Annotated in this window: 23 protein-coding genes; 10 read left to right on the forward strand and 13 right to left on the reverse strand. The window is 65.4% G+C overall.

Features of this window, described 5'->3' with window-relative positions; translation table 11 throughout:
- Nucleotides 1–18 precede the first annotated feature (18 nt).
- Both IM784_RS15050 and IM784_RS15055 read right to left on the reverse strand, forming a co-directional pair.
- Nucleotides 19–942: an outer membrane protein assembly factor BamD gene (locus IM784_RS15050; protein WP_199556175.1), complete on the reverse strand. Its 924-nt coding sequence runs from the start codon at nt 940–942 to the stop codon at nt 19–21.
- A 10-nt stretch (nt 943–952) separates the two neighbouring features.
- Nucleotides 953–1,471 carry a 2'-5' RNA ligase family protein gene (locus tag IM784_RS15055; RefSeq protein ID WP_199556176.1) on the reverse strand — a complete coding sequence of 173 codons (519 nt, stop codon included), beginning with the start codon at nt 1,469–1,471 and terminating at the stop codon, nt 953–955.
- 52 nt (nt 1,472–1,523) lie between these two features.
- Between IM784_RS15055 and IM784_RS15060 the strand changes: the two genes are divergently transcribed.
- Genes IM784_RS15060 through IM784_RS15075 form a run of 4 tightly spaced genes read left to right on the forward strand, consistent with a single transcriptional unit; the run spans nt 1,524 to nt 7,189 of the window.
- Nucleotides 1,524–3,458 (forward strand): peptidylprolyl isomerase, encoded by a 1,935-nt coding sequence (locus IM784_RS15060; RefSeq protein ID WP_199556177.1) that lies wholly within the window; start codon nt 1,524–1,526, stop codon nt 3,456–3,458.
- Nucleotides 3,459–3,463: 5 nt separating this feature from the next.
- Nucleotides 3,464–4,978: an anthranilate synthase component I gene (trpE, locus tag IM784_RS15065; protein WP_199556178.1), complete on the forward strand. Its 1,515-nt coding sequence runs from the start codon at nt 3,464–3,466 to the stop codon at nt 4,976–4,978.
- A gap of 10 nt (nt 4,979–4,988) precedes the next feature.
- Nucleotides 4,989–6,200: an NAD(P)/FAD-dependent oxidoreductase gene (locus IM784_RS15070; RefSeq protein WP_199556179.1), complete on the forward strand. Its 1,212-nt coding sequence runs from the start codon at nt 4,989–4,991 to the stop codon at nt 6,198–6,200.
- A 26-nt stretch (nt 6,201–6,226) separates the two neighbouring features.
- On the forward strand, nt 6,227–7,189 hold the full coding sequence (locus tag IM784_RS15075) for an NAD(P)H-dependent flavin oxidoreductase (protein ID WP_199556180.1): 963 nt from the start codon (nt 6,227–6,229) through the stop codon (nt 7,187–7,189).
- Here IM784_RS15075 and IM784_RS15080 read toward each other — a convergent pair.
- The 4 genes from IM784_RS15080 to yajC are packed head-to-tail and all read right to left on the reverse strand — an operon-like array spanning nt 7,186 to nt 10,514.
- Nucleotides 7,186–7,539, reverse strand: coding sequence for an MTH938/NDUFAF3 family protein (locus tag IM784_RS15080; protein ID WP_199556181.1), 354 nt, complete (start codon nt 7,537–7,539; stop codon nt 7,186–7,188). The two genes, IM784_RS15075 and IM784_RS15080, sit on opposite strands and share 4 nt — an antisense overlap.
- A 23-nt stretch (nt 7,540–7,562) precedes the next feature.
- Nucleotides 7,563–8,552 (reverse strand): protein translocase subunit SecF, encoded by a 990-nt coding sequence (secF, locus tag IM784_RS15085; RefSeq protein WP_199556182.1) that lies wholly within the window; start codon nt 8,550–8,552, stop codon nt 7,563–7,565.
- 13 nt (nt 8,553–8,565) lie between these two features.
- On the reverse strand, nt 8,566–10,158 hold the full coding sequence (secD, locus tag IM784_RS15090; RefSeq protein ID WP_199556183.1) for a protein translocase subunit SecD: 1,593 nt from the start codon (nt 10,156–10,158) through the stop codon (nt 8,566–8,568).
- An 8-nt stretch (nt 10,159–10,166) separates the two neighbouring features.
- A complete protein-coding gene (gene yajC, locus IM784_RS15095; protein ID WP_199556184.1) occupies nt 10,167–10,514 on the reverse strand; it encodes a preprotein translocase subunit YajC in 348 nt (115 codons plus the stop codon).
- A gap of 98 nt (nt 10,515–10,612) precedes the next feature.
- On the opposite strand from yajC, the gene IM784_RS15100 reads away from it, so the two are divergent.
- The 3 genes from IM784_RS15100 (at nt 10,613) to IM784_RS15110 (ending at nt 14,051) form a co-directional block, all read left to right on the forward strand.
- Complete coding sequence (locus IM784_RS15100; protein WP_199556185.1) at nt 10,613–11,413, forward strand: DUF815 domain-containing protein; 801 nt, start codon at nt 10,613–10,615, stop codon at nt 11,411–11,413.
- A 92-nt stretch (nt 11,414–11,505) separates the two neighbouring features.
- Nucleotides 11,506–11,910, forward strand: coding sequence for a hypothetical protein (locus IM784_RS15105; protein WP_199556186.1), 405 nt, complete (start codon nt 11,506–11,508; stop codon nt 11,908–11,910).
- A 65-nt stretch (nt 11,911–11,975) separates the two neighbouring features.
- The gene (locus IM784_RS15110) at nt 11,976–14,051 is read left to right on the forward strand and encodes a S9 family peptidase (RefSeq protein WP_199556187.1); all 2,076 of its coding nucleotides are present in this window, start codon (nt 11,976–11,978) and stop codon (nt 14,049–14,051) included.
- 60 nt (nt 14,052–14,111) lie between these two features.
- Here IM784_RS15110 and IM784_RS15115 read toward each other — a convergent pair whose 3' ends face one another.
- From IM784_RS15115 to IM784_RS15135, 5 genes are all read right to left on the reverse strand, one after another.
- On the reverse strand, nt 14,112–14,495 hold the full coding sequence (locus tag IM784_RS15115) for a bactofilin family protein (protein ID WP_235977413.1): 384 nt from the start codon (nt 14,493–14,495) through the stop codon (nt 14,112–14,114).
- Nucleotides 14,479–15,648, reverse strand: coding sequence for a M23 family metallopeptidase (locus IM784_RS15120; RefSeq protein ID WP_199556189.1), 1,170 nt, complete (start codon nt 15,646–15,648; stop codon nt 14,479–14,481). The genes IM784_RS15115 and IM784_RS15120 overlap by 17 nt, the downstream gene beginning before the upstream one ends.
- Before the next feature lie 211 nt (nt 15,649–15,859).
- Nucleotides 15,860–16,399 carry a peptide-methionine (S)-S-oxide reductase MsrA gene (gene msrA, locus IM784_RS15125; RefSeq protein WP_328799564.1) on the reverse strand — a complete coding sequence of 180 codons (540 nt, stop codon included), beginning with the start codon at nt 16,397–16,399 and terminating at the stop codon, nt 15,860–15,862.
- A gap of 132 nt (nt 16,400–16,531) precedes the next feature.
- A complete protein-coding gene (locus IM784_RS15130; protein WP_199556190.1) occupies nt 16,532–17,695 on the reverse strand; it encodes a trypsin-like serine protease in 1,164 nt (387 codons plus the stop codon).
- Between the two features lie 268 nt (nt 17,696–17,963).
- Complete coding sequence (locus IM784_RS15135; protein ID WP_199556191.1) at nt 17,964–20,156, reverse strand: TonB-dependent receptor; 2,193 nt, start codon at nt 20,154–20,156, stop codon at nt 17,964–17,966.
- A gap of 155 nt (nt 20,157–20,311) precedes the next feature.
- Between IM784_RS15135 and IM784_RS15140 the strand changes: the two genes are divergently transcribed.
- Nucleotides 20,312–20,956, forward strand: coding sequence for a TetR/AcrR family transcriptional regulator (locus IM784_RS15140; protein WP_199556192.1), 645 nt, complete (start codon nt 20,312–20,314; stop codon nt 20,954–20,956).
- On the opposite strand, the gene IM784_RS15145 is transcribed toward IM784_RS15140, so the two are convergent.
- Together IM784_RS15145 and IM784_RS15150 are read right to left on the reverse strand one after the other, a co-directional pair.
- On the reverse strand, nt 20,957–21,337 hold the full coding sequence (locus IM784_RS15145) for an acyl-CoA thioesterase (protein ID WP_199556193.1): 381 nt from the start codon (nt 21,335–21,337) through the stop codon (nt 20,957–20,959).
- Nucleotides 21,338–21,397: 60 nt separating this feature from the next.
- Complete coding sequence (locus IM784_RS15150; RefSeq protein ID WP_199556194.1) at nt 21,398–22,264, reverse strand: D-amino-acid transaminase; 867 nt, start codon at nt 22,262–22,264, stop codon at nt 21,398–21,400.
- A gap of 87 nt (nt 22,265–22,351) precedes the next feature.
- On the opposite strand from IM784_RS15150, the gene IM784_RS15155 reads away from it, so the two are divergent.
- Nucleotides 22,352–22,663, forward strand: coding sequence for a hypothetical protein (locus IM784_RS15155; RefSeq protein ID WP_199556195.1), 312 nt, complete (start codon nt 22,352–22,354; stop codon nt 22,661–22,663).
- Between the two features lie 30 nt (nt 22,664–22,693).
- Entirely contained in the window at nt 22,694–24,223 is a 1,530-nt protein-coding gene (locus IM784_RS15160; RefSeq protein WP_199556196.1) for an FAD-binding oxidoreductase, read from the forward strand.
- Nucleotides 24,224–24,227 lie beyond the last annotated feature (4 nt).

Raw genomic sequence — 24,227 nt, forward strand, 5'->3', positions numbered from 1 at the left:
CCGGAAGCCGTGCCGGAATCAGGCGGCCGGCTTGGGCGGCGCGGCTGGCGCTGCTGCGGGCGCGGGCGGCGCGGCGGCAGGCGCAGGCGCCGCGACCGGGGTGATGGTCGTCGCGACCGGCGGCACCCTGGCGCCCGGCGCGTATTTTTCCATCAGCTGATAGGCCCGCTCATACCATTTGGAGCCGGGGAAGTTGGAGCCCAGCACGGAGGCATAGCGCATCGCCTCCTCGGGGATGCCGAGCGCGAGATTGGCTTCGACCAGCCGGTACAGCGCTTCCGGCGTGTGGCTGGTGGTCTGATACTCTTCTACCACGGTGCGATAGCGGACCATGGAGGCGATCCACTGGCGGTTGCGGGCGTAGAAGCGGCCGATGTCCAGCTCCTTGCCGGCCAGATGGTCGTTGACGAGGTCGATCTTCAGCCGGGCGTCGGCGGCGTAGCTGGTATCGGGGTAGCGGCGCACCAGTTCCTGCAGGGCGGTCAGCGCCTGCTGGGTGATCTTCTGGTCGCGGGCGACATCGGCGATCTGCTCGTAGTAGCTGAGCGCGATGATGTAATAGGCGTAGGCGGCGTCCTTGTTGCCGGGGTGCAAGCTGAGGAAGCGCTGCCCGGAGAGGATCGCCTCGTTATACTGGCGCGAGGCATAGTAGCTGAAGGCCGACATCAGCTGGGCGCGGCGGGCCCAGACCGAATAGGGATGCTGGCGCTCCACCTCGTCGAACATGGCGGCGGCCAGACGATAGTCGCCCTTTTCCAGCGTGTCCTTGGCGATGGTGTAGAGCGTCTCCACGTCGCGGGCGATATAGGCCTGGTCGGTCTTCGCCTTGTTGCGGTTGCGGGCGCAGCCGGCTGTCAGAATCAACGAGGTGGCCAGCACGGCCGACGCAACGAGACGGGCATTCGGCAGGCGCACACCGGCCGGGAATGGGCGGAAGTTCATGCGCAGCGTCTTACCGACGGAAGTTGAGCGCCACAAGCGGCGTCCAGCACGCTTCGCCGTATTGCCAGAATAGCAGCCCCGGGAGCCGCCACGGGCCTTCGGCAAGTGCCGGCGGCGGATCGGCACGGCGGCCAAGGCTGATGTGGAGCCGGGCGGGCGCCTTGTCTCCGGGGGCGAGCAGGCCCTGCCAGCATTCCGCGAGCCGCTCGCGCAGCTCGTCGAGGGCGGGCGCCTCGATGGGGGCCAGCCAGAGCCGCTCGCGGTGGAGCGGCGGCAGCAGCCGCGCCGTGGGCGCCCCGATATCGCGCAGCAGCCGCCGGGCATCGTTCAGCAGGGCGGGAAACCGGGCGCCGGGGAGGTGGCGGAACAAGGTGAGATGGGACGGCGCGTGCGCGAGCGCCGCCGCATCGCGCCGTGCATCCAGCGCTGCCTGCAGGGCGGGCGGCAGGGCGGCCGTCAGGATCAGGGGGGCGGGGGAAATCCGCTCGTCGTGCGCGCATTTCCAGCCTGCTGGCCAAAGCTCTGCCATGCCGCTAACAGGTGCCACAATCGGGCTTCACGGCCACCACCGAAAGAGACGAATGTTCAAGGTTCTGCGCAAATCGATCACCTCCTGGGTCGGAATTCTCCTCCTCGCTCTTGCGCTTGGCGCCCTGGTGTTCACGCTGTTCCAGCCATCCGGCCCGGCGGGTGCTCCGGGGGCGACCGGCCCCGTGCTGGCGACGGTTGGCGGCAAGGCGATCACCGAATCCGAATATATGCGCACGATCGACCGTGCGGTAGCGCGGGAGCGCGAGCGCGCGCCGCAGATGACCAACCCCGACTTCATCGCCGCCGGCGGTGGCGAGATGGTGCTGCAGCAGATGATCGGCGCCAAGGCGATCGACAGTTTCGGCGAAGCCAACGGCATGGTCATTTCCCGCAAGATGGTGGACGGCGAGATCGCCAGCATCCCGGCGCTGCAGGTGAATGGCAAGTTCGATGACGCGACGTTCCGCCGGCTGCTGCAGAACCAGCGCGTTACCGAAGCCGAGCTGCGGGAATCGATCGCCAGCGACCTGAAGCGGCGGCAGCTGCTGCAGCCGATCGTTTCGAGCAGCAGCGTGCCGCGCGGCATGGCCGAGCCGTTTGCCGCCCTGCTGCTGGAAGTGCGCCGCGGTGCCATCCTGCCGATCCCGTCGATCGCCATGCCGGAACCGGGCACGCCGAGCGATGCGCAGCTGCAGAAGTTCCATGACGAGAATCGCAAGGCCTATACGCTGCCGGAACGCCGCAGCTTCCGCTTTGCGGAGTTCGACAGTGCGTCGCTGCTGGCAAAGGCCAAGCCGACGGCTGCCGACGTGCGGAAATATTATGACAGCCATCCCGAGGAATTCGGCGGGCTGGAATCGCGCCATGTGCGGCAGGTGGTGCTGCGCGACGAGGCGAAGGCAAAGGCGCTGGTTGCAGCCGTTCGTGGCGGCAAGCCCTTTGCCGAGGCTGCAGCTGCCGAAGGTTTCGCCGCGAGCGATACCGACCTTGGGCCGCAGACTGTCGAGGGGCTGAAGACGTCGATCAACGACAATGTTGCCAAGGCGGTGTTCGCGTTGAAGCCGGGTGCCGTTTCCGATCCCGTGCAATCGTCGCTGGGCTGGCATGTGCTGGATGTGACCCGCATCGTGCCGGCCGCGCCGCTGCCGTTCGCGGTTGCGAGCGCCGGCATCGAGAAGAAGCTGGCGGATGAGAAGCTTGCCGACCTGCTTTCCCAGACCGTTGCATCGGCCGAGGACCGGCTGAGCGGCGGCGAGTCTCTGGCCGATGTGGCTCGGTCGCTGGGCATTGCGGTGCAGACCTCGCCGGCGTTGACGGCCGATGGGCGCCTGTTCGATGCCGACTTCCGGGTTTCGCGCATCGAGCAGCCGCTGCTGCCGAAGGCCTTCGACGCCGACCAGTCGGAAGGGCCGCAGGTCGTCGATCTGGGCAACAACCGCTATGCGCTGCTGGAAGTGGTCGATGTGATCGCGCCGGAGCTGGTGCCGATGGCCAAGATCCGCAGCGACGTGGCGACCGCCTGGGCGATCAAGGCGCGTTCGGATGCTGCGAAGGCGGAAGCGGATCGCATTGCCGCCGCCGTTTCGAAGGGCCAGTCGCTGGCGGAAGCGACGGCGGGCAAGCGCCTGCCGCCGGCCCAGCAGCTGGCCATCCGCCGGCTGGAGCTGACGCAGATGGCGCAGCAGGGCCAGCAGGTGCCGCCGCCGGTGGTGATGCTGCTGAACACGCCGAAGGGCCAGGCGCGGGTTATCCCGGCGCCGGGTGGCCAGGGCTGGTTCGTGGTGAAGGTCGACGCGGTAGAGCCCGGCGACATCGCGCAGGCACCGCAGCTGGTCGACGCCGTGCGGCGGAGCCTGGTTGCCGAGGCCGGCAATGAAATGGGCGAGACCTTCGTTCGCGCAATCGAGCGGGAAGTGGGCGTGGTGCGCAAGCCCGAGCAGTTGAAGGCGGTGAACCGGCGGCTGACCGGCGCTATCGTCGAATAGCCGGCGTGCGCGACGCCGACGACCGGGCCACGGCCTGTAGCAAGCTCGCGGCCGGGCAGCATGCCTGCCTGCACATCGTTCTGGATGCCGATACCGAGACTCCGGTTTCGGCCTGGATGAAGCTGGCGAAGGAAGGCCGGGGCGATTTCCTGCTGGAATCGGTGGAAGGCGGGCGCACGCGCGGGCGCTACTCGCTGATCGGGCTGGATCCGGATCTTGCCTTTCGCGCTGAGGGGAACAGGGCCGAGATCAACAGCCGGTGGCGGAGCGATCCTGCGGCCTTTGTGGCCGTCGAGGCGCCTACGCTGGATGCCCTTCGACAGCTGGTCGGCTCGATCCGGATGGAGGTGCCGGCGAGCCTGCCCCCTGCCCTGCCCTTCCTGGTGGGATATTTCGGCTATGAGACGGCGAGCCTGGTCGAGAAACTGCCGGTGCCCGATGCCAATCCGCTGTCTGTTCCGGACATGTTTTTCGTGCGGCCCGGGCTGTTGCTGGTGTTCGACCGTCTCGCCGATACGTTGATGGTTATCGCGCCGATCTATGCCGATGCGGAGAAAGATCCGCAGCGGCTGGTGGAAGCGGCGACGGAGCGGCTGGAGACGGCAGCTGCCCGGCTGGCGCAGCCGCTGCCGGCCCGTGCGACCGTTGCCGATGTCGCGGTTGAGGCGGCCCCGATTCCGGCCGTCGCGCCCGAACGGTATCGCGAGATGGTTGGGCGGGCGAAGGACTATATTGCCGCCGGCGATATCTTTCAGGTGGTGCTGGCGCAGCGCTTTCAGCTGCCGTTTCCGTTGCCGCCGTTTCAGCTCTATCGGTCGCTGCGGCGGGTGAACCCGTCGCCATTCCTGTATCATCTGGATTTTCCAGGCTTTGCCGTGATCGGTTCGTCGCCCGAGATTCTGGTGCGGGCACGCGACGGGCAGATCACCATCCGGCCGATTGCAGGCACCCGCCCGCGCGGCAAGACCGATGCCGAGGACGAGGCGAACCGCGAGAGCCTGCTGGCCGATCCCAAGGAGCTGGCGGAGCATCTGATGCTGCTGGATCTTGGCCGCAACGATGTCGGGCGCGTGGCGGAGGCCGGCAGCGTGCAGGTGACCGAGCGCTTCACCATCGAGCGCTATAGCCATGTGATGCACATCGTTTCCAACGTGATTGGCCGGCAAAGGCAAGGCAGCGATTCGATCGACGCCATACTTGCCGGCTTCCCTGCCGGGACGGTTTCGGGTGCGCCGAAGGTGCGGGCGATGGAGATCATCGCCGAGCTGGAGAGCGAGCGGCGGGGGCCTTATGCGGGGGGCGTCGGCTATTTCGCGCCGGATGGCGGAATGGACAGTTGCATCATCCTGCGCACCGCTGTGGTGAAGGACGGCGTGATGCATGTGACGGCAGGGGCGGGGATCGTCGCCGATTCAGACCCGGCCTCCGAGCAGCGCGAGTGCGAGGCGAAGGCGGGGGCGCTGATGGCGGCGGCGAAACTGGCGCTGGCGGCAGCGGGCGAGCCGCAGTTCGGGCAATAGGAAGGCAAGGATGGACAGCGATATCCTGATCGTCGGAACCGGCCAGGCTGGTGCGCAGGCGGCAATATCGCTCCGCCAGGAAGGGTTTGAAGGCAGCATCACCATGGTCGGCGAGGAAGCCGACCTGCCCTATGAGCGGCCGCCGCTGTCCAAGGAATATCTGGCGGGCGACAAGACGGCCGACCGGCTGCTGCTGCGTCCGCCGGCTTTCTGGGCCGAGCGGCATGTGCAGATCGTGACCGGCACCCGCATCGACCGGGTGGAGGGCCATTCGGCCTTCTCGGACGATGGGCGGGAGTTTCGTTTCGGCAAGCTGATCTGGGCGGCTGGCGGCCATGCGCGCCGGTTGAGCTGCGAGGGTGGCTCGCTGGGCGGCGTGCATGTGATCCGTACCCGGCAGGATGACGACAATCTGCGCAGCGACCTGCTGACGGCCGAAAAGGTGGTCGTCATCGGTGGGGGTTTCGTCGGGCTGGAGGCTGCGGCGGTGCTTTCGAAGCATGGGAAATCGGTGACTGTGGTCGAAGCGCAGCCCCGGTTGCTGGCGCGGGTTGCGGCCGAGCCCGTGAGCGATTTCTACAAGGCGCAGCATGAGGCGCATGGAGTGGAAATCCTGCTGGATGCGCAGGTGGAAGCGTTGGAGGGGGTGGACCGGGTTTCGGCTGTGCGCCTGTCGGATGGGCGGGTGCTGCCGGCGGATGTGGTGATTGCCGGAATCGGACTGGTGCCTTCGGTGGCGCCGCTGGGGCTTTCGGGCAATGGCGTTGCTGTCGATGCGCACTGCTGCACCGAACTGCCCGATATATACGCCGTCGGCGATTGCGCGGCGCATGTGAACAGCTTTGCCAATGGCGCTACGATCCGGCTGGAATCGGTGCAGAATGCCGTCGACATGGCGAAGGCGGCTGCCGCCCACATTGTCCATGGGGACACGGCGAAGCTTTATTCCGCCTGCCCGTGGTTCTGGTCCAACCAATATGATCTGAAGCTGCAGACGGTGGGCTTCAGCCATGGCTATGACGAGACGGTGGTGCGCGGCGATCCGGCCTCTGGCAGCTGGTCCCTCGTCTATCTGAGGGCTGGTGCCGTCATCGCGCTGGACTGCATCAACGCACCAAGGGACTATGTCCAGGGGAAGGCGCTGGTGGAGCGCGGGATCACGGCCGACAAGGCCCGGCTCGCCGATGCCGAAGTGCCCTTGAAGACCCTGTTGCCCGCCTGATCGACCTTTGGGGAAGGATGAACCGAATGCACCCGATCACTGCCAAGCTGAAATCCCGGATGAAGCTGCCCGTGATCGGCTCGCCGCTGTTCATCATTTCCAATCCGGATCTGGTGATCGCCCAGTGCAGGGCCGGCGTCATCGGCAGCTTTCCCAGCCTGAATGCGCGGCCTCTGCCGCAGCTGGAGGAATGGCTGCAGCGGCTTTCCACGGAGCTCGGGCCGGAGGATGCGCCCTATGCCGTGAACCTGATCGTTCACAAGTCCACAGACCGGCTGATGCAGGATCTGGAGCTGGTGGTGAAGTATAAGGTGCCGGTGATCATCACCTCCCTGGGGGCACGCGAGGATGTGAACGAGGCGGTGCACAGCTATGGCGGTGTGGTGCTGCACGATGTCATCAACGACAGGTTTGCGCGCAAGGCGATCGAGAAGGGGGCCGACGGCCTGATTCCGGTGGCGGCAGGAGCCGGCGGCCATGCGGGCGTGCTGTCTCCGTTCGCGATGGTGCAGGAAATCCGCGAATGGTTCGATGGGCCGGTGGCCTTGTCGGGCAGCATTGCCACTGGAGCGGCGGTGCTGGCCGCCGAAGCGATGGGGGCGGATTTCGGCTATATCGGCTCGGCCTTCATCGCCACCACGGAAGCGCGCGCCGACGAGCGCTACAAGCAGGCGATTGTCGAGGGGCGTGCCAGCGACATCGTCTATTCCGATCTCTTCACCGGTGTGTCGGGCAATTATCTGCGGCCTTCGATCGTTGCCGCCGGTCTGGACCCCGACAATCTGCCCAAGGGCGATTATTCGACGATGAACTTCGGATCGGGCGGGAATACCGATGCCAAGGCCTGGCGCGATATCTGGGGTTCTGGTCAGGGGATCGGCGCCGTGAAGGCGGTGGTGCCGGCGGGCGAGATGGTTGCCCGGCTGAAGCGCGAATATGATGCGGCGCGCGCCCGGCTGCAGGAAGATGCCAAGGTGCTTGCGGCCTAGAGGATCAGCGCTGCGACCTGCCGTTCCTCTGCCACCAGGACATTGAAGGTGCGGGCGGCCGCGGCACTGTCCATCGGCTCCACGCGCCAGCCCCGCTGGCGGCAACCTTCGACGAACCCTGCCGAGGGTCGCTGCAGCGTGGCGCCGGTTCCGAGCAGCAGCAGTTCGGCATCACCGAGGGCTGGCAGCGTCGCTGCATCGAGCCTATCCAGCGTCAGGCCCGGCAGCGTTCCCGCAAAATCGGCGGTGGCGATCAGCGCCGGCCTGTAGAGCCGGTTGCCGATGATCCAGCCGTCTGCCGTCTTGCCGGCGATGCGGCTGGCGCCGCCTTCCATCCGGACGCCTTCCATCCGGGAACCGCTTGTCGGGCTTTTCAAACCCGCCCGCGCTCGGCCGCCTTGCGGGCCTTCGCCCGCTCTTCGGCGGTGCCTTCGCCCCGAATGGCATCGGCGGCCGCCTTGTCTGGCGTGACGCCCATTGTCAGCAGCAGCGAGGAGGAGACGAAGACGGAGGAATAGGTGCCGACGAAGATGCCGAGCACCATCGCTGCCGTGAAGCCGAAGATCACGTCGGGGCCGAGGAAGAGCAGCACCAGAAGGGCGATGAGGATGGTGACCGTGGTCATCACCGTTCGCGGCAGGGTTTCGTTGACCGACTGGTCGATCAGCGATCCCATGTCCATCTTGCGGAATTTGCGCATATTTTCGCGGATTCGGTCATCGATGACGACCTTGTCGTTCAGCGAATAGCCGACGATGGTGAGAATGGCGGCGATGACGTTGAGGTCGAACTCAAGCTGGGTGAGCGCGAAGAATCCCAGCGTGACGATGATGTCGTGGATGAGCGCGACCACGGTGGAAATGCCGAAATACCATTCGAAGCGGAACCAGGTGAAGACGGCGACCGCGAGCATGGAGAGGAGAACGGCGGTGATGCCCTTCTGGATGAGTTCGCCCGAAACCTTGCCGCTGACCGATTCCACGCGGCGAATGGTGACGCCGGGGTAGTTGTCCTTCAGTTCGGAGCTGACCTTGGCGACGACCTTCTGGACGGCGGCGTCGTCTCCCTGCGGTTCCGGAAGCGGAAGGCGGATCAGGATGTTGCGCGGGCTGCCGAACTCGGTAAGCGCCGATTGGCCGACGCCGAGCTCGTCCATCTGGCTGCGCAGCTCATCCAGTTTCGGCGCAGTCTTGAACTCCGATTCGATGGTGAGGCCGCCACGGAAATCGACGCCGAGGTTGAGGCCGCGGGTCGCCAGCAGCGCCAGCGAGCCGAGCGTCAGCAGCAGCGTCAGCCCGAAGGCGATGAAGCGGAAGCTTACGAACGGGATGTTGGTGTTGTCGGGAACGAACTTCATCGGCATGGCCGCAGACTTCCTAGATGTGCAGTGCGGTGGGCCGGGTACGGACCAGCCAGTTGGAGACCATGAGCCTCACGACCGTGACGTTGGTGAAGACCGACGTGGCGATGCCGATCGACAGAACGACCGCAAAGCCCTTGATCGGCCCGGTGCCGAAGATGAACATGATGATCGCGACGATGATGTTCAGCGAGTTCGCGTCCCAGATCGTCCGCGTTGCCTCCCGGAAGCCCGTATCCACGGAATTGAACACGTTCCGCCCCTTTCGCTGCTCCTCCCGGATGCGCTCGTTGATGAGCACGTTCGCATCGACGGCGGCACCGATGGTGAGCACGAGGCCGGCGATGCCCGGAAGCGTAAGCGTGGCGCCGATGCCCGACATCACTCCGAGGATCAGGATCACGTTCAGCACCAGCGCGATGCAGGCATAGACGCCGAAACGGCCGTAGGTGACGATCATCAGCGTGGCGACGGCGATGGTGGCGACAATGGCCGCAAGCGTGCCCGCGCGGATGGAATCGGCGCCGAGATCCGGGCCGATGGTGCGCTCCTCGATCACCTTCAGCGCCACCGGCAGCTTGCCCGAACGCAGCAGGATCGCAAGTTCGTTGGCGCTTTCGGTGGTGAAGTTGCCGGAGATGATGCCGGATCCGCCCAGGATCGGTTCGTTGATGCGTGGGGCGGAGATCACCTTGCCGTCGAGGACGATCGCGAAAGGCTTGCCGGTGTTTTCCTGCGTCGCCTTGGCGAAGCGCTTGCCGCCGACGCTGTCGAAGCGGAAGCTGACGACCGGCATGCCGTCCTGGAAGGTGGGCTGGCTGTCGACCAGTTGGTCGCCCGAGATCAGCACCCGGCGCTTGACGGCGATGGCGCCTCCTTCGACCATCGGCAGGACCTGGCTGCCTGGGGGCGCCCTGCCCTGCGCGACCTGCGCCGGATCTGCATCGACATCGACGAGGCGGAATTCGAGCTTCGCCGTCTTGCCGAGCAGCGACTTCAGGGCTTCCGGGTTCTGCAGGCCGGGCACCTGGACGACGATACGGGTATCGCCCTGGCGGATGATGGTGGGTTCGCGCGTGCCGAGTTCGTCGATCCGACGGCGGATGACCTCGACCGCCTGCTTCATCGCGGCATCTGTTTCGGCTGCGATTCCGGCGTCGGTGGGCCGCAGCACGACGCGGTTGCCATCGACCACGCTGACGTCGACGTCGCGGGTGGCGGAAAGCTGGCCCACCGGACGGGAGATGGCGCGCATCGCCTCCACGGCGCGATCGACATCGGTGGGATTGCGGACGGTGAAGCTGATGGCGCCGTCGCGCATGCTCATGTCGAGGAACGGAATGGCACCATCGTCAGCCTGGCGCAGCTCGGTCCTGGCGATTTCCTCCAGCGTTTCCAGCCGCGATTTCCGCACGTCGGAGGCGTCCGCCTCCAGCAGGATGTGGCTGCCGCCGCGAAGATCGAGGCCGAGGTTCATCTGCTGGCGCGGGACGAACGCCGGCCAGTTTGCGACCGTTTCGGCGGGGAAGAAGTTGGGAACCGCGAACAACGTGCCGACCAGAAGGGTGGCAAGCGTCATCCAGATCTTCCAGCGGGGGAAATCCAGCATGGAGAAGCTCAGCCCTTGGCGTCGTTGGCGGCAGCCGGGCTGCCGCGCGGCGTGACGCCGCTGAGCGTGCCCTTCAGTGCCCGCACCTTTACCGTGGGCGAAAGTTCGATTTCGACTTCCGTGTCGGTCACCTTCGATACCTTGCCGATCAGCCCGCCGCCGGTGACGACTTCGTCGCCCTTCTTCACGGCATCCACCATCGCCCGGTGCGCCTTCAGCTTTTGCTGCTGCGGGCGGATGATGAGGAACCAGAAGATCACGAACAGCAGGATCAGCGGCACGATCTGGATGAGAAAGGCCGAGCTTCCGCCAGCGGCTCCGGCTGCGGTCTGCGCATAGGCAGGAGTGGAGAACATGAAATGAATTCCCGTCGATGGGGTGACTAGCTGGTCGCCGCGCTTACACGTCGCGTGACGGTTTTTCAAATGGGTCGGATGCCATTAGGGACAAGTGCATGAAAGACACAGATACAGAGTTAATGCGCCGGATTGCCGAAGCGCTGGAACGGATTGCGCCGGAAGGCGCGGCTGCCGCCGATCCGGCGGCCGGGAAGGCCTTCCTGTGGGATGGCGGCACGTTGCAAGCCGCCGCGCTGGGCAATGTCCTGCCGATCGACCGCTTTGCCGGGGTAGATGCGCAAAGGGACGCGCTGATTCGCAACATCGGCGCGCACGCGCGGGGCGACGCGTCGCACGACATGCTGTTGTGGGGCGCGCGCGGGATGGGGAAATCGGCGCTGATCCGCAGCGTGGCCGTTGCCCAGGGTGTGGCGCTGGTGCAGGCGAGTGGAGACGCCTTGCATAGCCTTCCGGCGCTGTTTGCGAAGCTGCAGGGCGTGGACCGGCCCTTTATCCTGTATGTGGATGATCTGGCCTTTGCGGCCGCCGACCCCTCGGTGCGGGTGTTGCGGTCGCTGCTGGACGGAGGGATAGCAGAGCGGCCGGCGAATGTCCGCCTGGCCGTGACCTCGAATCACCGGCATCTTGTGGAGCGGGAAGCCACCGACAGCCGTCATGCGCGCGACGCCGCCGACGACCAGCTGGCATTGGTCGATCGCTTCGGGATGGTGCTGGGCTTTCATGTGCCGGATCAGGACAGCTATCTGGAGATGGTACGGCGGCATCTGGCGGCCGAAGGGCTGGATTTCGTGGCCGAGGAGGCGACCGCCTTTGCGCTGGCAAGAGGGGGCAGGTCTGGGCGCACGGCCTGGCATTTCCGGACGCAGATGCTGGTGGACCGGGCGCAGCGGAGCTGATGCCGGTGCATTTTTTGGCTGGCGCAACATCGCAACTTGTATGTGCGACTAATTCGCAATAACTTTCTGCGACTCGTTCGCAGGAGAATGGCATGCACGCCCTTACCCCCTTTTCCTTTTCGCCGCCGCCCGTCAGCATGCTGGGCGATGAAGCGCGGCTGTTCCTGAAGGCGGCGCGGATGTGGGTGATGCTGGCCCGCAACCATCGCAACCCGCGCCCCGTGCTGGGTGGATTGCTGGGCAGTGCGAACGCGCGCTTCTCGCTTTTGATGGATACGGCGGTTTCTGCCTGGTCGGACCCGTTCACCACCTTTCCGCCCTGCGCGACGACGCTTTCGCCGGACGAGCATCTGCTGCTGAGCCTGCTGGCGAGCGCCGAGGCAGACGACGAGCATGGCTTTCACGAGTTGATCGGCGATCTTCTGCCGTGGACGGAACGGCAGCGCCTCTGGCAGGCGGCCGTGCGGCTGATGGCGGACCGCATCGGCGCCCGCTGACGTCCGAGCGGATTGCACTTTCCCCGTGCCAGGCTAGCTTGGCGCAAAAGAAGGGAAAGTGACTGATGAAAATCCTGATTGCGGCGCTGCTTGCCGCCGCCGCGATGCCTGTGTTCGCCGCCTCCGCGCCGACATCTGCCGGGGCGGTGCCTGCCAGGGCCGACGATATCTATCAGATTTCGATGGTGACCGGGCCGGAGCTGTCGGCCGACGGGCGCCGGGTGCTGTTCACGCGCGCCAGTTTCGACCGGCTGACGGATCGGCGCACGGGGGAGCTGTGGCTCGCGCATCTGGATGAGGCCGGCAAGGTCGTGGACAAGCGGCTGCTCGTGGCGCGCGATGTCGGCCCGCGCGGGGCGAGTTTTTCGCCGGATGGCAGCCGCATCGCCTATGTGGCGCAAGCGCTGGGCAAGCCGCAGATCCATGTGATGGTGCTGGCGGAAGGCATCGGCAAGCCGGTGACGACAGGCGACCTTTCGCCGGGTGCGCCGGTCTGGTCTCCGGATGGCACGAAGCTCGCGTTTACCGGGCGGGTAGAGGCGAAGCCGGTGAGCATCCCGGGAATGCCGGAGAAGACCAAGGGCGGTGACAGCGCGCCGGACCCGAAGATCATTTCCGAGCTGTTCTGGCGGGCGGATGGGGCGGGCGAGATCAAGCCGGGCGCGACGCATCTGTTCGTGGTCGATGCCGCGACCGGTGTGGTGTCGCAGCTGACGGTTGGCGACACCGACAAGGTGAATGGCGACGGTGGGCTGGACTGGCTGCCGAATGGCAAGGCCATCGTGGCGTCTTTCACGCCGGACCCGGTGAACGGGCCGCGCGAGATTGACCTTTACCTGTATGAAGCGCGGGTTGGGGAAACCGGCAAGGTTTGGCCGCCCGTGCAGCTGACCAGCCGGGCGGGCAGCGAATATGATCCGCAGGTGTCGCCGGACGGCAAGACGGTGGCGTTTGTCGGCTCTGCCGCCAGCACGGAATTCTATGACATGCCGGAGCTGTGGACGACGTCGTCCACGCCGGGCGGGCCCGTTACGCACCTGTCCAGGTCGCTGGACCGGCCGATCGATGCGATGGCGTGGCGGGAGGACGGCGGCGCCATCCTTGCGCTCTATAGCGACGAGGGGGTGCAGCGGGTCGGCGAGATTTCGGCTGCAACCGGGGAGAACCGGGTGGTGGTGCCGATGGTTGGTGGCACGCGCCTGTATCTGCCCTCGTCTGGCGGGCAGTTCAGTGCTGCAGCCGGCCGCTTTGCCTGGACCAGCGCCTTTACCGACCGCCCCACTGGGCTGGGCGTCAGCACCGGCGCTGCGCAGACCGACGGCATCGATTTCAATGCCGGCTGGGCCGCCACGCGCAAGGCGGCGCGGATCGAGGAAGTGAATGTGAAAAGCCGCGCCGACGGGCGGCGGGTGCAGGGCTGGATAGCCTATCCACCGGACTTCAAGCCGGGCAAGCGCTACCCGATGATCCTGGACATCCATGGCGGGCCCAACAGCGACTATGGCCCCTTCTATTCCATCACCCACAGCCTCTATGCGGCGGCGGGCTATATCGTGCTGTTCACAAATCCGCGCGGATCGATCGGCTATGGCCGGGAGTTCGCCAATCTGATCACCAACGCCTATCCGGGGCAGGACCATGACGACCTGATGACGATGGTCGATGAAGTGGCGAAGCGGCCCTATGTGGACGGGCGCAACCTGTTCATCGGTGGCGGATCGGGCGGCGGCGTGCTGACGCTGTGGGCGATCGGCAAGGAGCCGGACAAGTTCCGCGCCGCGGTTGCGCTGCGCCCAGTGGTGGACTGGACCGATCAGGTGACCACCGCGGACGGCAGCGCCTTCTTCATGAAGCACTGGATGGGAGCGACGCCCTGGGAAAAGCCGGAGCTCTATTTCAGCCGCTCGCCCTTCAGCCTGGCCGGGCAGATCAAGACGCCGACCTTGCTGATCACCGGCGAGAATGATTACCGCACGCCGATCAGCCAGACGGAGCAGATGTTTGGCGCCCTGAAGCTGCGGGGGATGGACGCGACGATGATCCGCCTGCCCGGCGCCGGGCATGGCATGGGACGGCCGAGCCAGTGGCTGCAGTCGGTGCTGGCGCCGATCGACTTTTTTGACCAGCGCAAGGTGAAATGAGGATGAAGCCCCCGTCGGCGGACGGGGGCCTTTTTCCGTCGCCCCCGGCAGAGGACAGGTTCAGTCGTTTACGACTGCCTGCAGGACGGGCGCTTCGGGCCGCTTCAGGCTGAAGCGGCCTTCGACCTGGCTGCCCTGCTCCATGGTCAGCGTTTCGTAGGTGACGTCGCCCTCGATGCGGGCGCTGGCCTGGATTACCAGTTCGCGCACATGGATCGAGCCTTCGACGCGGCCGGCGAGGCGGGCGGTTTCCGCGGTTACGGCGCCGCGAATCACGCTGTCTGTTCCCTGCACCAGCGTGGCGCAGGAGATGTCGCCCTCCACCCGGCCATCGAGGTGCAGATCGACCGTCGCCGAGATATTGCCGGTGACGGTGACATCGCCGCCGATCACCGAAAAGCTGGCCGAGCGCGCGCCGGCAGATGACTTAGCCGGCTGCGACATTGGCGATCCCCCCGGTGATACCCTTTGATCGGGTGTCTGCTTTGATTTCGAGAACATGCGGGTTCGCCTCCAGGAAACGACGGGGGTTCACGGCAATGCCGTTTACGCGGATTTCGAAATGCAGGTGGGTGCCGGTCGAACGTCCGGTGGAGCCCATCCGGCCGATCTGCTGGCCGGATGCGACGCGTTGACCGACGCCTGCGGTGAAGCCGGAAAGGTGGGCGTAGCGGGTGAGCAGGCCGTGGCCGTGATCGATCTCCATCACATTGCCATAGCCGCTCTTCACGCCGGCAAAGCTGACACGGCCGGGGGCGGCGGCGCGGATCGGGGTGCCGTGGGCGCCGCGGAAATCGAGGCCGGCGTGCAACGCGCGCTGGGACGTGAAAGGATCGGCGCGATAGCCGAAGCCGCTGGAAAGCTCCATCCGGTCTGTCGGCAGGCCGGTGGGGACGGCGAGAAGGAGATTTTCCAGCTGTTCCATCCGGTTGAGAATAGCGGAGAGACGCCTGAGTGCCGGATCAAGGGAGCCGGCGTTGCTGCGCGCGTCTTTGCCTTTGAAGGGAATGAAGGGGCCGCCCTGTGCGCTTCTGTCGTTGGATCTGAGCCCCACTGCCTGCAGGGCGGTTTCCGCCCGGCTTATCCGGCTTTCGGCGACTTTGGTCAGCGATTGCAGCATCTGGTCCTGCCGGCCCTCGATTTCCTTCAGGCGGGCGACCTGCTTTCCATCCTGCGGCGGGGCGGATGCCGCAGGCTGTTCCGATGCCTTCGGCAGCGGCTGCGCAGGGATCGCCTTGCCGAAATGGCTTTCGAAGAGCGCCTCCATATCATCCTGCCGCTGGTCCAGCGTTGCCGCTATGCCTTCGACCGTTTGCCGTTCGGCGGCGACGCGGGCTTCGGCGTGTTCGACGGCGGCTGCGCGGGCGTCGACATCGCCCGCCTTCCAGCTGGTCCAGGCCTGCCAGGCGACGAGCGCTGCCGTGCCGGCGAGCCAGAGGGCCAGAACGCAGAGCGCAAGCGTGGCGGCCCGGCGCTGCAGCCGGGCGCTGATGTGCAGGAAACGGACATGGCCAGACGTCCGCACATAGATTTCATGATCGCGAAACAGATTGTTCCACGTCCCGAAACCGAAGTTCCGGCGCTGCGCATTCTGCACGTGGAGCGACCCCCGTTACTGAACTGGCCTGCGGCGTAGCAGGCGGGGGGACAGAGTCCGATTCACCATGTTGGATTGCCGCGACGAGACGAGCGGCTTCTGCGGCAGAACGTGCCAATAGTCAGGGAACTATCATCGGGATGCAGGAAATGCCTGACAGCAGGCGACATTCCGTGGCCGGAGTTGGCTGCGCCGGCGAGGATGTGCGCCCTCAGCCCTTTAGACGGCTCGCATATTTCTGCATGAATTTCCGTACCTTGGGGCTGACTACGGCGGTGCAATAGGGATTATTGTCACCGACTCGGTCGAAATATTCCTGATGCTCGGCCTCGGCCTCGTACCAGGGGGCGGCGGGTTCGATCGTGGTGACGATCGGCTGCTCGAAATCCGCCTGCGCACGGGCAATCGCGGCCTTCGCCTCTGCCTGCTGGGCGGCATTCTGCGGGAAGACGGCGGAGCGGTATTGCGGGCCTACGTCGTTGCCCTGCCGGTTCAGCTGGGTAGGATCGTGGGTGGCGAAGAAGATGTCGAGGAGGTCGGCATAGGGGATTTTCGCCGGGTCGAACACGATCTTCACAGCCTCTGCATGTCCGGTGTCGCCGCCGCAGACCTGGCGGTAGCTGGGCTGCGCGACATGGCCGCCGGTATAGCCGCTTTCCACGCTCTGAACGCCTTCCAGCCGGTCGAAGACCGCCTCGGTGCACCAGAAGCATCCACCCGCCACTACCGCCGTTTCCAGTCCGTCGCCCACGTGCCGTCCTTTCGCCCGCGCGACTTGCGCTGAAACGGGAATAGTGACTGATCGCGCAAGAACAAGTCCCACAACGGAAAGGGGCCGGCAGGTTTCCCCTGCCGGCCCCTCGCCTTGCGTCAATCGTGCAAATCAGGCCTTGGCGGTATCCATCCGGCGGCGGCGCGCCATGCCACCCACCAGGCCGAAGCCGGCGATCATCATCGCCCAGGTGCCGGCCTCTGGAATGGGGGCACCCGCCCACATGCTGTTGCGGATGAACTGGTCGTGGATGTAGATCGGCACATAGCCGCTAAACTCACCGCAGCTGCTCTGCAGGCCAGGGAGGCAGTCGCCAAAGCCAGTTCCGAACGAGAGTCCGTAGCTGTTGACCGAGGCAAGCTTGCCATCGATGAAGCCCGGCCCGCCCGAATCGCCACCGGCGACACCGACTTCGCGTGCACCAACGCCGAACTGGAAGAACTCCAACCCGCCCGTTACGGCATAGCCAATGCGCCCGGCCATATCGTTGTTCAGCGTGCCGTTATCGAGATCCGAGACAAAGGACTTGTCGATCTCGGCCGTGCCGAAGAAATTCTCGCCGGCGACAACGTCGGTGAAGAAGCCGCCGAACGCAGCGTCGCCCCAGGCGTAGTCGTAGATGTTGTCGCCCTCGCGCAGCCAGCCCGTCTGCGAGTTGGAGCCAAGTGCGCCGCCCACGGTGGAGCGTCCACCATAGCCCGCGACGTTGAAGCCGGAGCCGGTGAGGTCACCCCCGGTATAGAGGCCATAGCGCTCGAAGGCGGACGGCGCATTGGAGGCGAGGCGCAGCACCGCGATGTCGTTCTGATCGATGACTTCGCCGGTGTAGCTCGGGTTCACGAAATAATCGGTGACGTCGATGGCGACGGCATTCACGCTGAACGGCGTACGCTCGTTCGGGTTACCGGTGAAGAAATAGGCGGTTGTCTTGAGCGGATTGGGCGTGCCGGCGCCGTCGCTGACGCAGTGGCCGGCGGTGACGATGGAGCGCGAGCTGACCAGCGAGCCGCTGCAGATGAAGCGCCCGCCCGGACCATAATCCATGATGAGGGCTACGACGCCCGACTTGTTGGAGCTGGGGAAGAACAGCGGATTGCCGCCGCCGACCCCGGTGATTCCGTCGGATGTAGGCGTCATCCCGACGATGGCGTTCTGGGCAGTCCACTGCAGACCGTCCCGGATACCGGAAACGATGTTTCCCTTGGCGTTGGCGACGCCGTGAAATCCGACGACCGCAGACGCAACTGCGGCAAGCGCAAGCACTTTGTTCTTCATGAGATGCCCCTAATTAAGCTTAACCCCTGTGCAGATTGGTAACCGAACGATTGCATTTGGCAACTGCATTCCGCGACATGTCAGCGACCAAATCGTTAATGCCGTTTTCCAACAATATGTTAGCAGGGTGCGGCAGATTGCGCAGCAGGCTGCCGGCGCCGAAATCCGGGGTAATTCCGAGTCGGGGAGGCGGGTGAAATTTGAACTGCCGATGAATCCGAGGGAGGGGAGAACAGCCGCTCTCCCCTCCCCGATCATGCTCGCTTCTTCAGAAGCGGTATTCGCCAGTGATCGCGAAGGTGCGCGGCGGTCCGTAATAGCCGATGATGCTGTTGCCCAGCAGGGCGCCGGGGAAATTGTATCCGCCGACGCGGTAGCGCTCGTCGGTGAGGTTGCGGCTATGCAGGCCGACGGTGACGCGGTCGTTATCGGAGGTCCAGTTCAGCGATGCATCTACCAGAACGGTTGCGCCCTGATCCAGTGGCGAGGCGAACTCGAACATCTGCTGGGCCGACCGCAGCGCGACTGCCGGCGTGAAGCCGAGCCGGCCGCCACCGACATCTATCGACCAGGTCAGGTTGGCGTTGATGACAAACTCGGGCGTGTTCTGGAAGGAGCGCTGATCCGACACGTCGACCGGCTCGTTGCCGCCGGCAATGTAGGTGAGGAACTCCTTGTAGTCGGCGTTGATATAGCCGAACGCCGCCACGAACTGCAGATTGTCGGTGGGAACGGCCCGGAGCTCGGCCTCGAAGCCATAGATGACGGCCTTGCCGGCATTGTCCACCACCGAGACGACGGTGGCCCCCGACGGCGCCTGCACCGTTACCTGCTGGTCCTTGTAGTTCGAATAGAAGCCGGCGAGGTTGAGGAAGAGGCTGCGATCGAGGAACGCGCCCTTCATGCCCACTTCCCAGCTGTCGATCGTTTCCGGCTTGTAGCCGTTGACGGTGTTGGGGGTGAAGATCGCGTCGCCGCGCATGTCGAAGCCGCCCGATTTGAAGCCCTGCCCATAGCTGGCATAGAGGTTCAGGTCTTCGTTGGGCTGGTAGCTGATCGAGATCCGCGGCGTCAGCTTATCGAAGGTTGCATCGTTGGTGTAATCGGTGCGGGTGCGGAAGAAGATCGCGTTCGGATTGCCGAAATAGGGCGAGCGGATGCCGAGATAGTCCTCGCGCAGGACGGTCGCTTCCTTCTTGTCCTGCGTCCAGCGCAGGCCGGCCGAGATCCTCAGCTTGTCGGTGACGTCGAACGACAGGTCGCCGAAGAAGGCGATCGACTTCGTATCGACCTGGCCGCCGGTGTAGGTAGTGAGGTTGGCGCCGCCCACGACAGTGTCGAAGGCGCCTTCGGCATGGCCGTCCAGATAATAGGCACCGACAACGCCCTGCAGGCGCTCGCCTTCATACAGTAGCTGCACTTCCTGGGTGAACTGGTTGTCGGCGTAGTAGGCGGGGATATCCAGCACCGGGCCGGGGGTGTTGTCGAAGTCGATCAGCGTATCGGTGCGGCCGTCGCGATAGGCGGTGATGGACTTCAGCGTGAACGCATCGCTGAGGGCGAATTCGCCCGTCAGGCTGACCCCCTGTGTCCAGACATAGTTGTCATCGCCGATGCCGGCGCGGGTGTCATAGACGCTCTTGGTGGGTTCGAAGGCGGGAAGGCCGAGATTGCCCTGCAGGCGGGTGCCGTGGCGGGGGTTGGAGCGGTCTTCGGTGCGGTCGCCGGCAACGCGGATGAAGATGTCGCCGTTGTCGAATTCTGCCGAGAGGCGGCCGGCCACGACGTCCTTGTCATACTGGTCGACGCCGGTGGTCAGATTCTCGCCGTAGCCGTCGCGCTGCGACCAGAGGAAGGCGCCGCCGACGGCAAAATTCTGCCCCAGCGGAACGGCGACCGTGCCCGACAGGTCGATCTGATTATAGCTGCCGTAGGCGCCGCGAACGGAGCCGCGGAATTCATCCCCGAGCTTCTTGGTGACATATTTCACGGCGCCGCCGATGGTGTTGCGGCCATAGAGCGTGCCTTGCGGGCCGCGCAGGATTTCCACGCGCTCCACTTCGAAGATGTCCAGCACGGCGCCCTGCGGGCGGGCGATATAGACGTCGTCGACATAGAGGCCGACGCCGGGCTCGAAGCCCCAGAGGGGATCCTGCTGGCCCACGCCGCGGATGAAGGCGATGAGCGTGGAGTTGGAGCCGCGCGCGACCTGCAGGGTGAGGTTGGGCGCCTGCCGCTGCAGCGCGGTGATGTCGGGCGCGCCCTGTGCAGCCAGCGTATCGCCGGAGAAGACCGAAACCGCGATCGGCACTTCCATCAGCGATTCGTCGCGGCGGCGGGCGGACACGATGATGTCGTCAGACACCCGCTCTTCCTCGGAGACGACCGGGGCGTCCTGCGCGATTGCCGGGAAGGCGATGCCAGCAGCGAGGGCGATCAGCGAAAGTTGTCTGAAATGCATATCTGTCTCCCAAGGGTCTGGCGCGTGGATACGCCATTGTGATTTGCCGCTTCCCGTTTCAGGCTTGCGGTTCAGTTGCCTACTGGCTTACTGAAACATGAATCAAGATTCAACTTGAAAGCTGAATCAGGTTCACAGGGGCTGGGAGAAAGACGTTGAGCGATGCATCCAGGACACAATCGGCCAGTACGAGGCCGGGCGGCGACACCACTGCCGTGCCGGCGCCCAAGACCGAGCGGGGTCGGCGGACGCTGAGGGGCCTTCTGGATGCGGCGGCGCAGGAATTCGGGGCGCGTGGTTTCCACGCCACCGGGATCACCGACATCACCCGCCGGGCGGGCGTCGCGCTGGGCAGCTTCTACACCTATTTCGCCAGCAAGGAGGAGGTGTTCCGTGCTCTGGTCACCGACATGTCGGCGCAGGTGAAATCGCATGTGACCCCGCATGTGCTGGCAGCCCCCGATGCGCTGGCGCGGGAACATGCGGCGCTGGAGAGCTATCTGGATTTCGTGACCCGGCACCAGCTGATCTACCGCATCATCGACGAAGCGGAGTTCGTCGCGCCCGATGCCTATTCAGAGCATTACAAGACTACGGTTGCGCGTATTGCCGCCCGCCTGCAGGCGGGCGCAGAGCAGGGAGAAATGCGGCCGGATGTGGGGGAAGTGGAAGCCTGGGCGATTGCCGGAATGAACGTGTTCCTGGGCCTGCGCTATGGCGTGTGGGGGAATGGCGAGGACATGGCCGACATTGCGGCGCAGGCGAACAAGCTGGTGACGGACGGGTTGCGGGCGCGCTGATCAGGGGAGGAAGCGGGCAGCGAGATCGCGCGCGATGCGGGCGGGGCGCCGCGTGTCGGTGTCGATGCAGCACCAGCTGGATTTCACCTCGGCGAGCACGGTGTCTCCACGCTGGATGAGCGTGGTGAAGAAGGCGCGGGAGCCCTGGACGCCGGTGGCGAGCACTTCGGCCAGCACTTCATCGTCGAGGAAGGCAGGGGCGCGGTAGGTAATTTCGTGCTTCAGGGCCACCCAGAGGTGCCGGGCGACGGCTTCGCTCGGCGCGATCCGCTGCCAATAGTCGATCACGGCATCCTGCACCCAGCGCAGATAGACTGCGTTGTTGACATGGCCCATGAAGTCGATGTCGGCAGGGTCGATACGGATGCTGTGCGAATGCATTTCAGCACTGTATCGTGGGCTGGTGCGATTGCACAAGCTGTTGGCCGCCCATGCGGCGACTCATCCTGACCAGCCGGTCTGCCGGCGCACCTCCGCCCAGACGAGCGCGCCGAGCCGAGCCGAGATCGGGCCGGGGCTGCCGCTACCGATGGGCGCCGAATCCAGCCGGACGATGGGGAGGATCGGCGCCGTCGTCGAGGTGAGGAACAGTTCCGGCGCGGCGCGGGCTTCTTCCAGCGTGAAGGGGCGCTCCACCACCGTCATCTGCGCCTCGCGGGCGAGGCCGAGCAGGGTGTCGCGCGCGATCCCCGGCAGGATCCGGGCTGAAATCGGGTGGGTAACGATCGCTCCGGCGGAGTCGACCATGTAGATGTTGGTGGAGCCGCCTTCGGTGACGTGGCCGTCTTTCACAAACACCGCCTCGAAGGCGCCGGCCAGCCTGGCTTCCTGCTTTGCCAGCACCGCGGGCAGCAGGCCCGTCGTCTTCAGGTCGCAACGGTCCCAGCGCTGATCGGGCAGGCTGATCGCGGCGACGCCCGTATCGAGCTGGGGCAGGCGCTGGCGGATATCGAAGCGGCGGACGGTCATCACCAGCGTCGGCTCGATGCCGGCCGGGAAGCCGTGATCGCGTTTTCCGGCACCGCGCGTGACCTGGATATAGAGGAGGCCGTCGGCGAAGCGGCTTCTGTGCACGAGACGGCCTGCGATGGCCGAGAGCGCCCGATCTGCTGCCAGCCCTTCGATATGGAGGGCGGCGAGGCCCCGCCGCAGCCGCCAGAGATGCTTGTCCCAGTCGAGGAAGCGACCGTTCAGGAAAGCGATCACTTCATAGATGCCATCGGCGAACTGGAAGCCCCTGTCCTCCACCGACACAGCAGCGTCGCTGACGGGGAGATAGCGGCCATGGGCGTAAGCAAGTGCGGGCATGGCCGCCCGATAGGCGAACTCTGCTTGCTTGCCAAATCGTTAACGGAAGCGCATTCTTTTCGCCGGGTGCAATGGGGAGGCGGTTCGATGCGCCATGCTGTCGTGCTTGCGGCCAGCCTTGCACTCAGCGGCTGTGCCTATCACCGGCTTACCGTTCCGGTGCCCGATCCGGCCGACCAGAGCTATCACCGCATTCACTCCTCGGCGTTTGGCTGGGGGGCATTCGAGCAGCAGACCGTTGCCAGCCTGTGCCCGACCAATCTGCTGGCCGAAGTGCGGGTGCGGACGTCGCTCGGCCAATCGCTGGCGACGGTGCTGACACTGGGGGCGTGGCAGCCGGCGACGATCGAATATCGTTGCTCGAAAGCGCCGCTCGGCGAGGGAAAGATCGACCCGTAGGACGTGAACTCCTAAACTGGAGGCGTTTTGATGGCCCGAACGATCTTCCATGACGAGCAGCGCTGGACCAACTGGCACCTGTCTGTGCGGGATGTGCCCATTGCCGGGCGCTTCGAGATTCTGAACGGCTCGGGTGCGGCCTCGCTGGCGGGGATGAAGGAGACGGCAGCGGAGATCCAGAAGCTGATCGGACGCGCCATTGCCGAGCGGCGGCGGCTTCGGGCGCAGGGAGCGGCCTGGTCGTTTTCGGAAGCGCCTGCGGTGCCGGGCGGCTGGTGCCTGGCGACCGGCTACGCCAACTGGATCTTCCCGCTGCCGGAAACGCATGTGGTGGCGGAATTTGCCGGCGACCGGACGGGGTTTTTCCTGGCGCAGATGGGCGTTGCCGTGGGGGCGTTCAATCGGTTCGTGGAGGCACGCGGAAGGTCTTTGCGCACCAGCGGCGCCTCCAACGGGCAAACCTTTGCCGGCGCGATGTCCACCGGCACGCACGGATCGGCGGTGGACCTGCCCGCCATCCAGAGCCAGATCGTCGGCTTCCAGCTGATCCCCTCGCCCGACCTGAACCTGTGGATCGAACCTGCCAGCCGTCCGGTCACCGACGGGCGCATGGCGGATGCGATGGGGGCGACCGTGGTGCGCGACGACCGCCTGTTTGCGGCGGCTCTGGTGGGGCTGGGCGCGTTCGGTGTCGTGCACAGCGTGCTGATCGAGACGCGCCCGATCTTCCTGCTGGAAAGCTGGCGGCAGCGCATTCCGTTCAGCGATGGCGTGCGCAGGGCGATGACCGGCGGCGGCTTTGACAGCGTCGACCTGCCGGGGCCGGATGTGGCGGGTGGGCGGCCCTATTTCTTCCAGTCGGTCGTCAACAGCCATATCGACAAGGGCTTTGCCTATGTGACCGCCGGCTATGAGCGGCCCTGGGATCCGGGCCACGCGCTTAGCTATGATCTCACCAACAAGCGGGCGCCGGGCTATAATCTGGGTGTTGTCGTGGCCAACATCCTGGATGCCGCGCCCGGTCTGACGCCGCCCATCACAAAGCTGGTGCTGCAGGATCAGCTGAAGCCCATGCTGGGAAAGACAGGGAGCTGGGGGCAGAGTTTCAACTTCACCACGCCGCGTGCGGGGACTGCGGGCGCCTCCATTGCCGTGCCGGTGGAGCGGTCGCTGGAAGCGCTGGACATCGCGCAGCGGGCGCTGGCACGGACGGGGAAGGCACCGCTGGCCTTCGCCTGCCGCTATGGGGTGAAATCACCGGGATTGCTTGCATTTGTGCGGCATCCACGCACCTGCATCCTCGATCTGGACGGCCTGAATTCCGACAGGGCACGGGCGGCGATGCGCGCCGTGCTGCTGGATATCCGCGCCGCGGGGATCCCGAATGCCGAGCATTGGGGCAAGATGAACGAGCTGACGGCCGCCAGCGTGCGGGACAGCTATGGCGCCGATCTGGAAAGCTGGATTGCGGCGCGCACCGAGCTTTTGGGGCGGGAGACGGAATATGTCTTCGGCTCGGCCTTCCTCGATCGGCTGGGGATGACGAACCCGAACTGGTAGTCCA

It is taken from the genome of Sandaracinobacteroides hominis, from assembly GCF_016464365.1.
GTDB lineage: Bacteria > Pseudomonadota > Alphaproteobacteria > Sphingomonadales > Sphingomonadaceae > Sandaracinobacteroides > Sandaracinobacteroides hominis.

Excerpts from the sequence above, each read along its gene's own strand:
- IM784_RS15050 (WP_199556175.1), bottom strand. The coding sequence starts at position 942 with ATGAACTTCCGCCCATTCCCGGCCGGTGTGCGCCTGCCGAATGCCCGT.
- IM784_RS15055 (WP_199556176.1), bottom strand. The coding sequence starts at position 1,471 with ATGGCAGAGCTTTGGCCAGCAGGCTGGAAATGCGCGCACGACGAGCGG.
- IM784_RS15060 (WP_199556177.1), top strand. The coding sequence starts at position 1,524 with ATGTTCAAGGTTCTGCGCAAATCGATCACCTCCTGGGTCGGAATTCTC.
- IM784_RS15070 (WP_199556179.1), top strand. The coding sequence starts at position 4,989 with ATGGACAGCGATATCCTGATCGTCGGAACCGGCCAGGCTGGTGCGCAG.
- IM784_RS15075 (WP_199556180.1), top strand. The coding sequence starts at position 6,227 with ATGCACCCGATCACTGCCAAGCTGAAATCCCGGATGAAGCTGCCCGTG.
- IM784_RS15080 (WP_199556181.1), bottom strand. The coding sequence starts at position 7,539 with ATGGAAGGCGTCCGGATGGAAGGCGGCGCCAGCCGCATCGCCGGCAAG.
- secF (WP_199556182.1), bottom strand. The coding sequence starts at position 8,552 with ATGCCGATGAAGTTCGTTCCCGACAACACCAACATCCCGTTCGTAAGC.
- secD (WP_199556183.1), bottom strand. The coding sequence starts at position 10,158 with ATGCTGGATTTCCCCCGCTGGAAGATCTGGATGACGCTTGCCACCCTT.
- yajC (WP_199556184.1), bottom strand. The coding sequence starts at position 10,514 with ATGTTCTCCACTCCTGCCTATGCGCAGACCGCAGCCGGAGCCGCTGGC.
- IM784_RS15100 (WP_199556185.1), top strand. The coding sequence starts at position 10,613 with ATGAAAGACACAGATACAGAGTTAATGCGCCGGATTGCCGAAGCGCTG.
- IM784_RS15105 (WP_199556186.1), top strand. The coding sequence starts at position 11,506 with ATGCACGCCCTTACCCCCTTTTCCTTTTCGCCGCCGCCCGTCAGCATG.
- IM784_RS15110 (WP_199556187.1), top strand. The coding sequence starts at position 11,976 with ATGAAAATCCTGATTGCGGCGCTGCTTGCCGCCGCCGCGATGCCTGTG.
- IM784_RS15115 (WP_235977413.1), bottom strand. The coding sequence starts at position 14,495 with ATGTCGCAGCCGGCTAAGTCATCTGCCGGCGCGCGCTCGGCCAGCTTT.
- IM784_RS15130 (WP_199556190.1), bottom strand. The coding sequence starts at position 17,695 with ATGAAGAACAAAGTGCTTGCGCTTGCCGCAGTTGCGTCTGCGGTCGTC.
- IM784_RS15135 (WP_199556191.1), bottom strand. The coding sequence starts at position 20,156 with ATGCATTTCAGACAACTTTCGCTGATCGCCCTCGCTGCTGGCATCGCC.
- IM784_RS15145 (WP_199556193.1), bottom strand. The coding sequence starts at position 21,337 with ATGCATTCGCACAGCATCCGTATCGACCCTGCCGACATCGACTTCATG.
- IM784_RS15150 (WP_199556194.1), bottom strand. The coding sequence starts at position 22,264 with ATGCCCGCACTTGCTTACGCCCATGGCCGCTATCTCCCCGTCAGCGAC.
- IM784_RS15155 (WP_199556195.1), top strand. The coding sequence starts at position 22,352 with ATGCGCCATGCTGTCGTGCTTGCGGCCAGCCTTGCACTCAGCGGCTGT.
- IM784_RS15160 (WP_199556196.1), top strand. The coding sequence starts at position 22,694 with ATGGCCCGAACGATCTTCCATGACGAGCAGCGCTGGACCAACTGGCAC.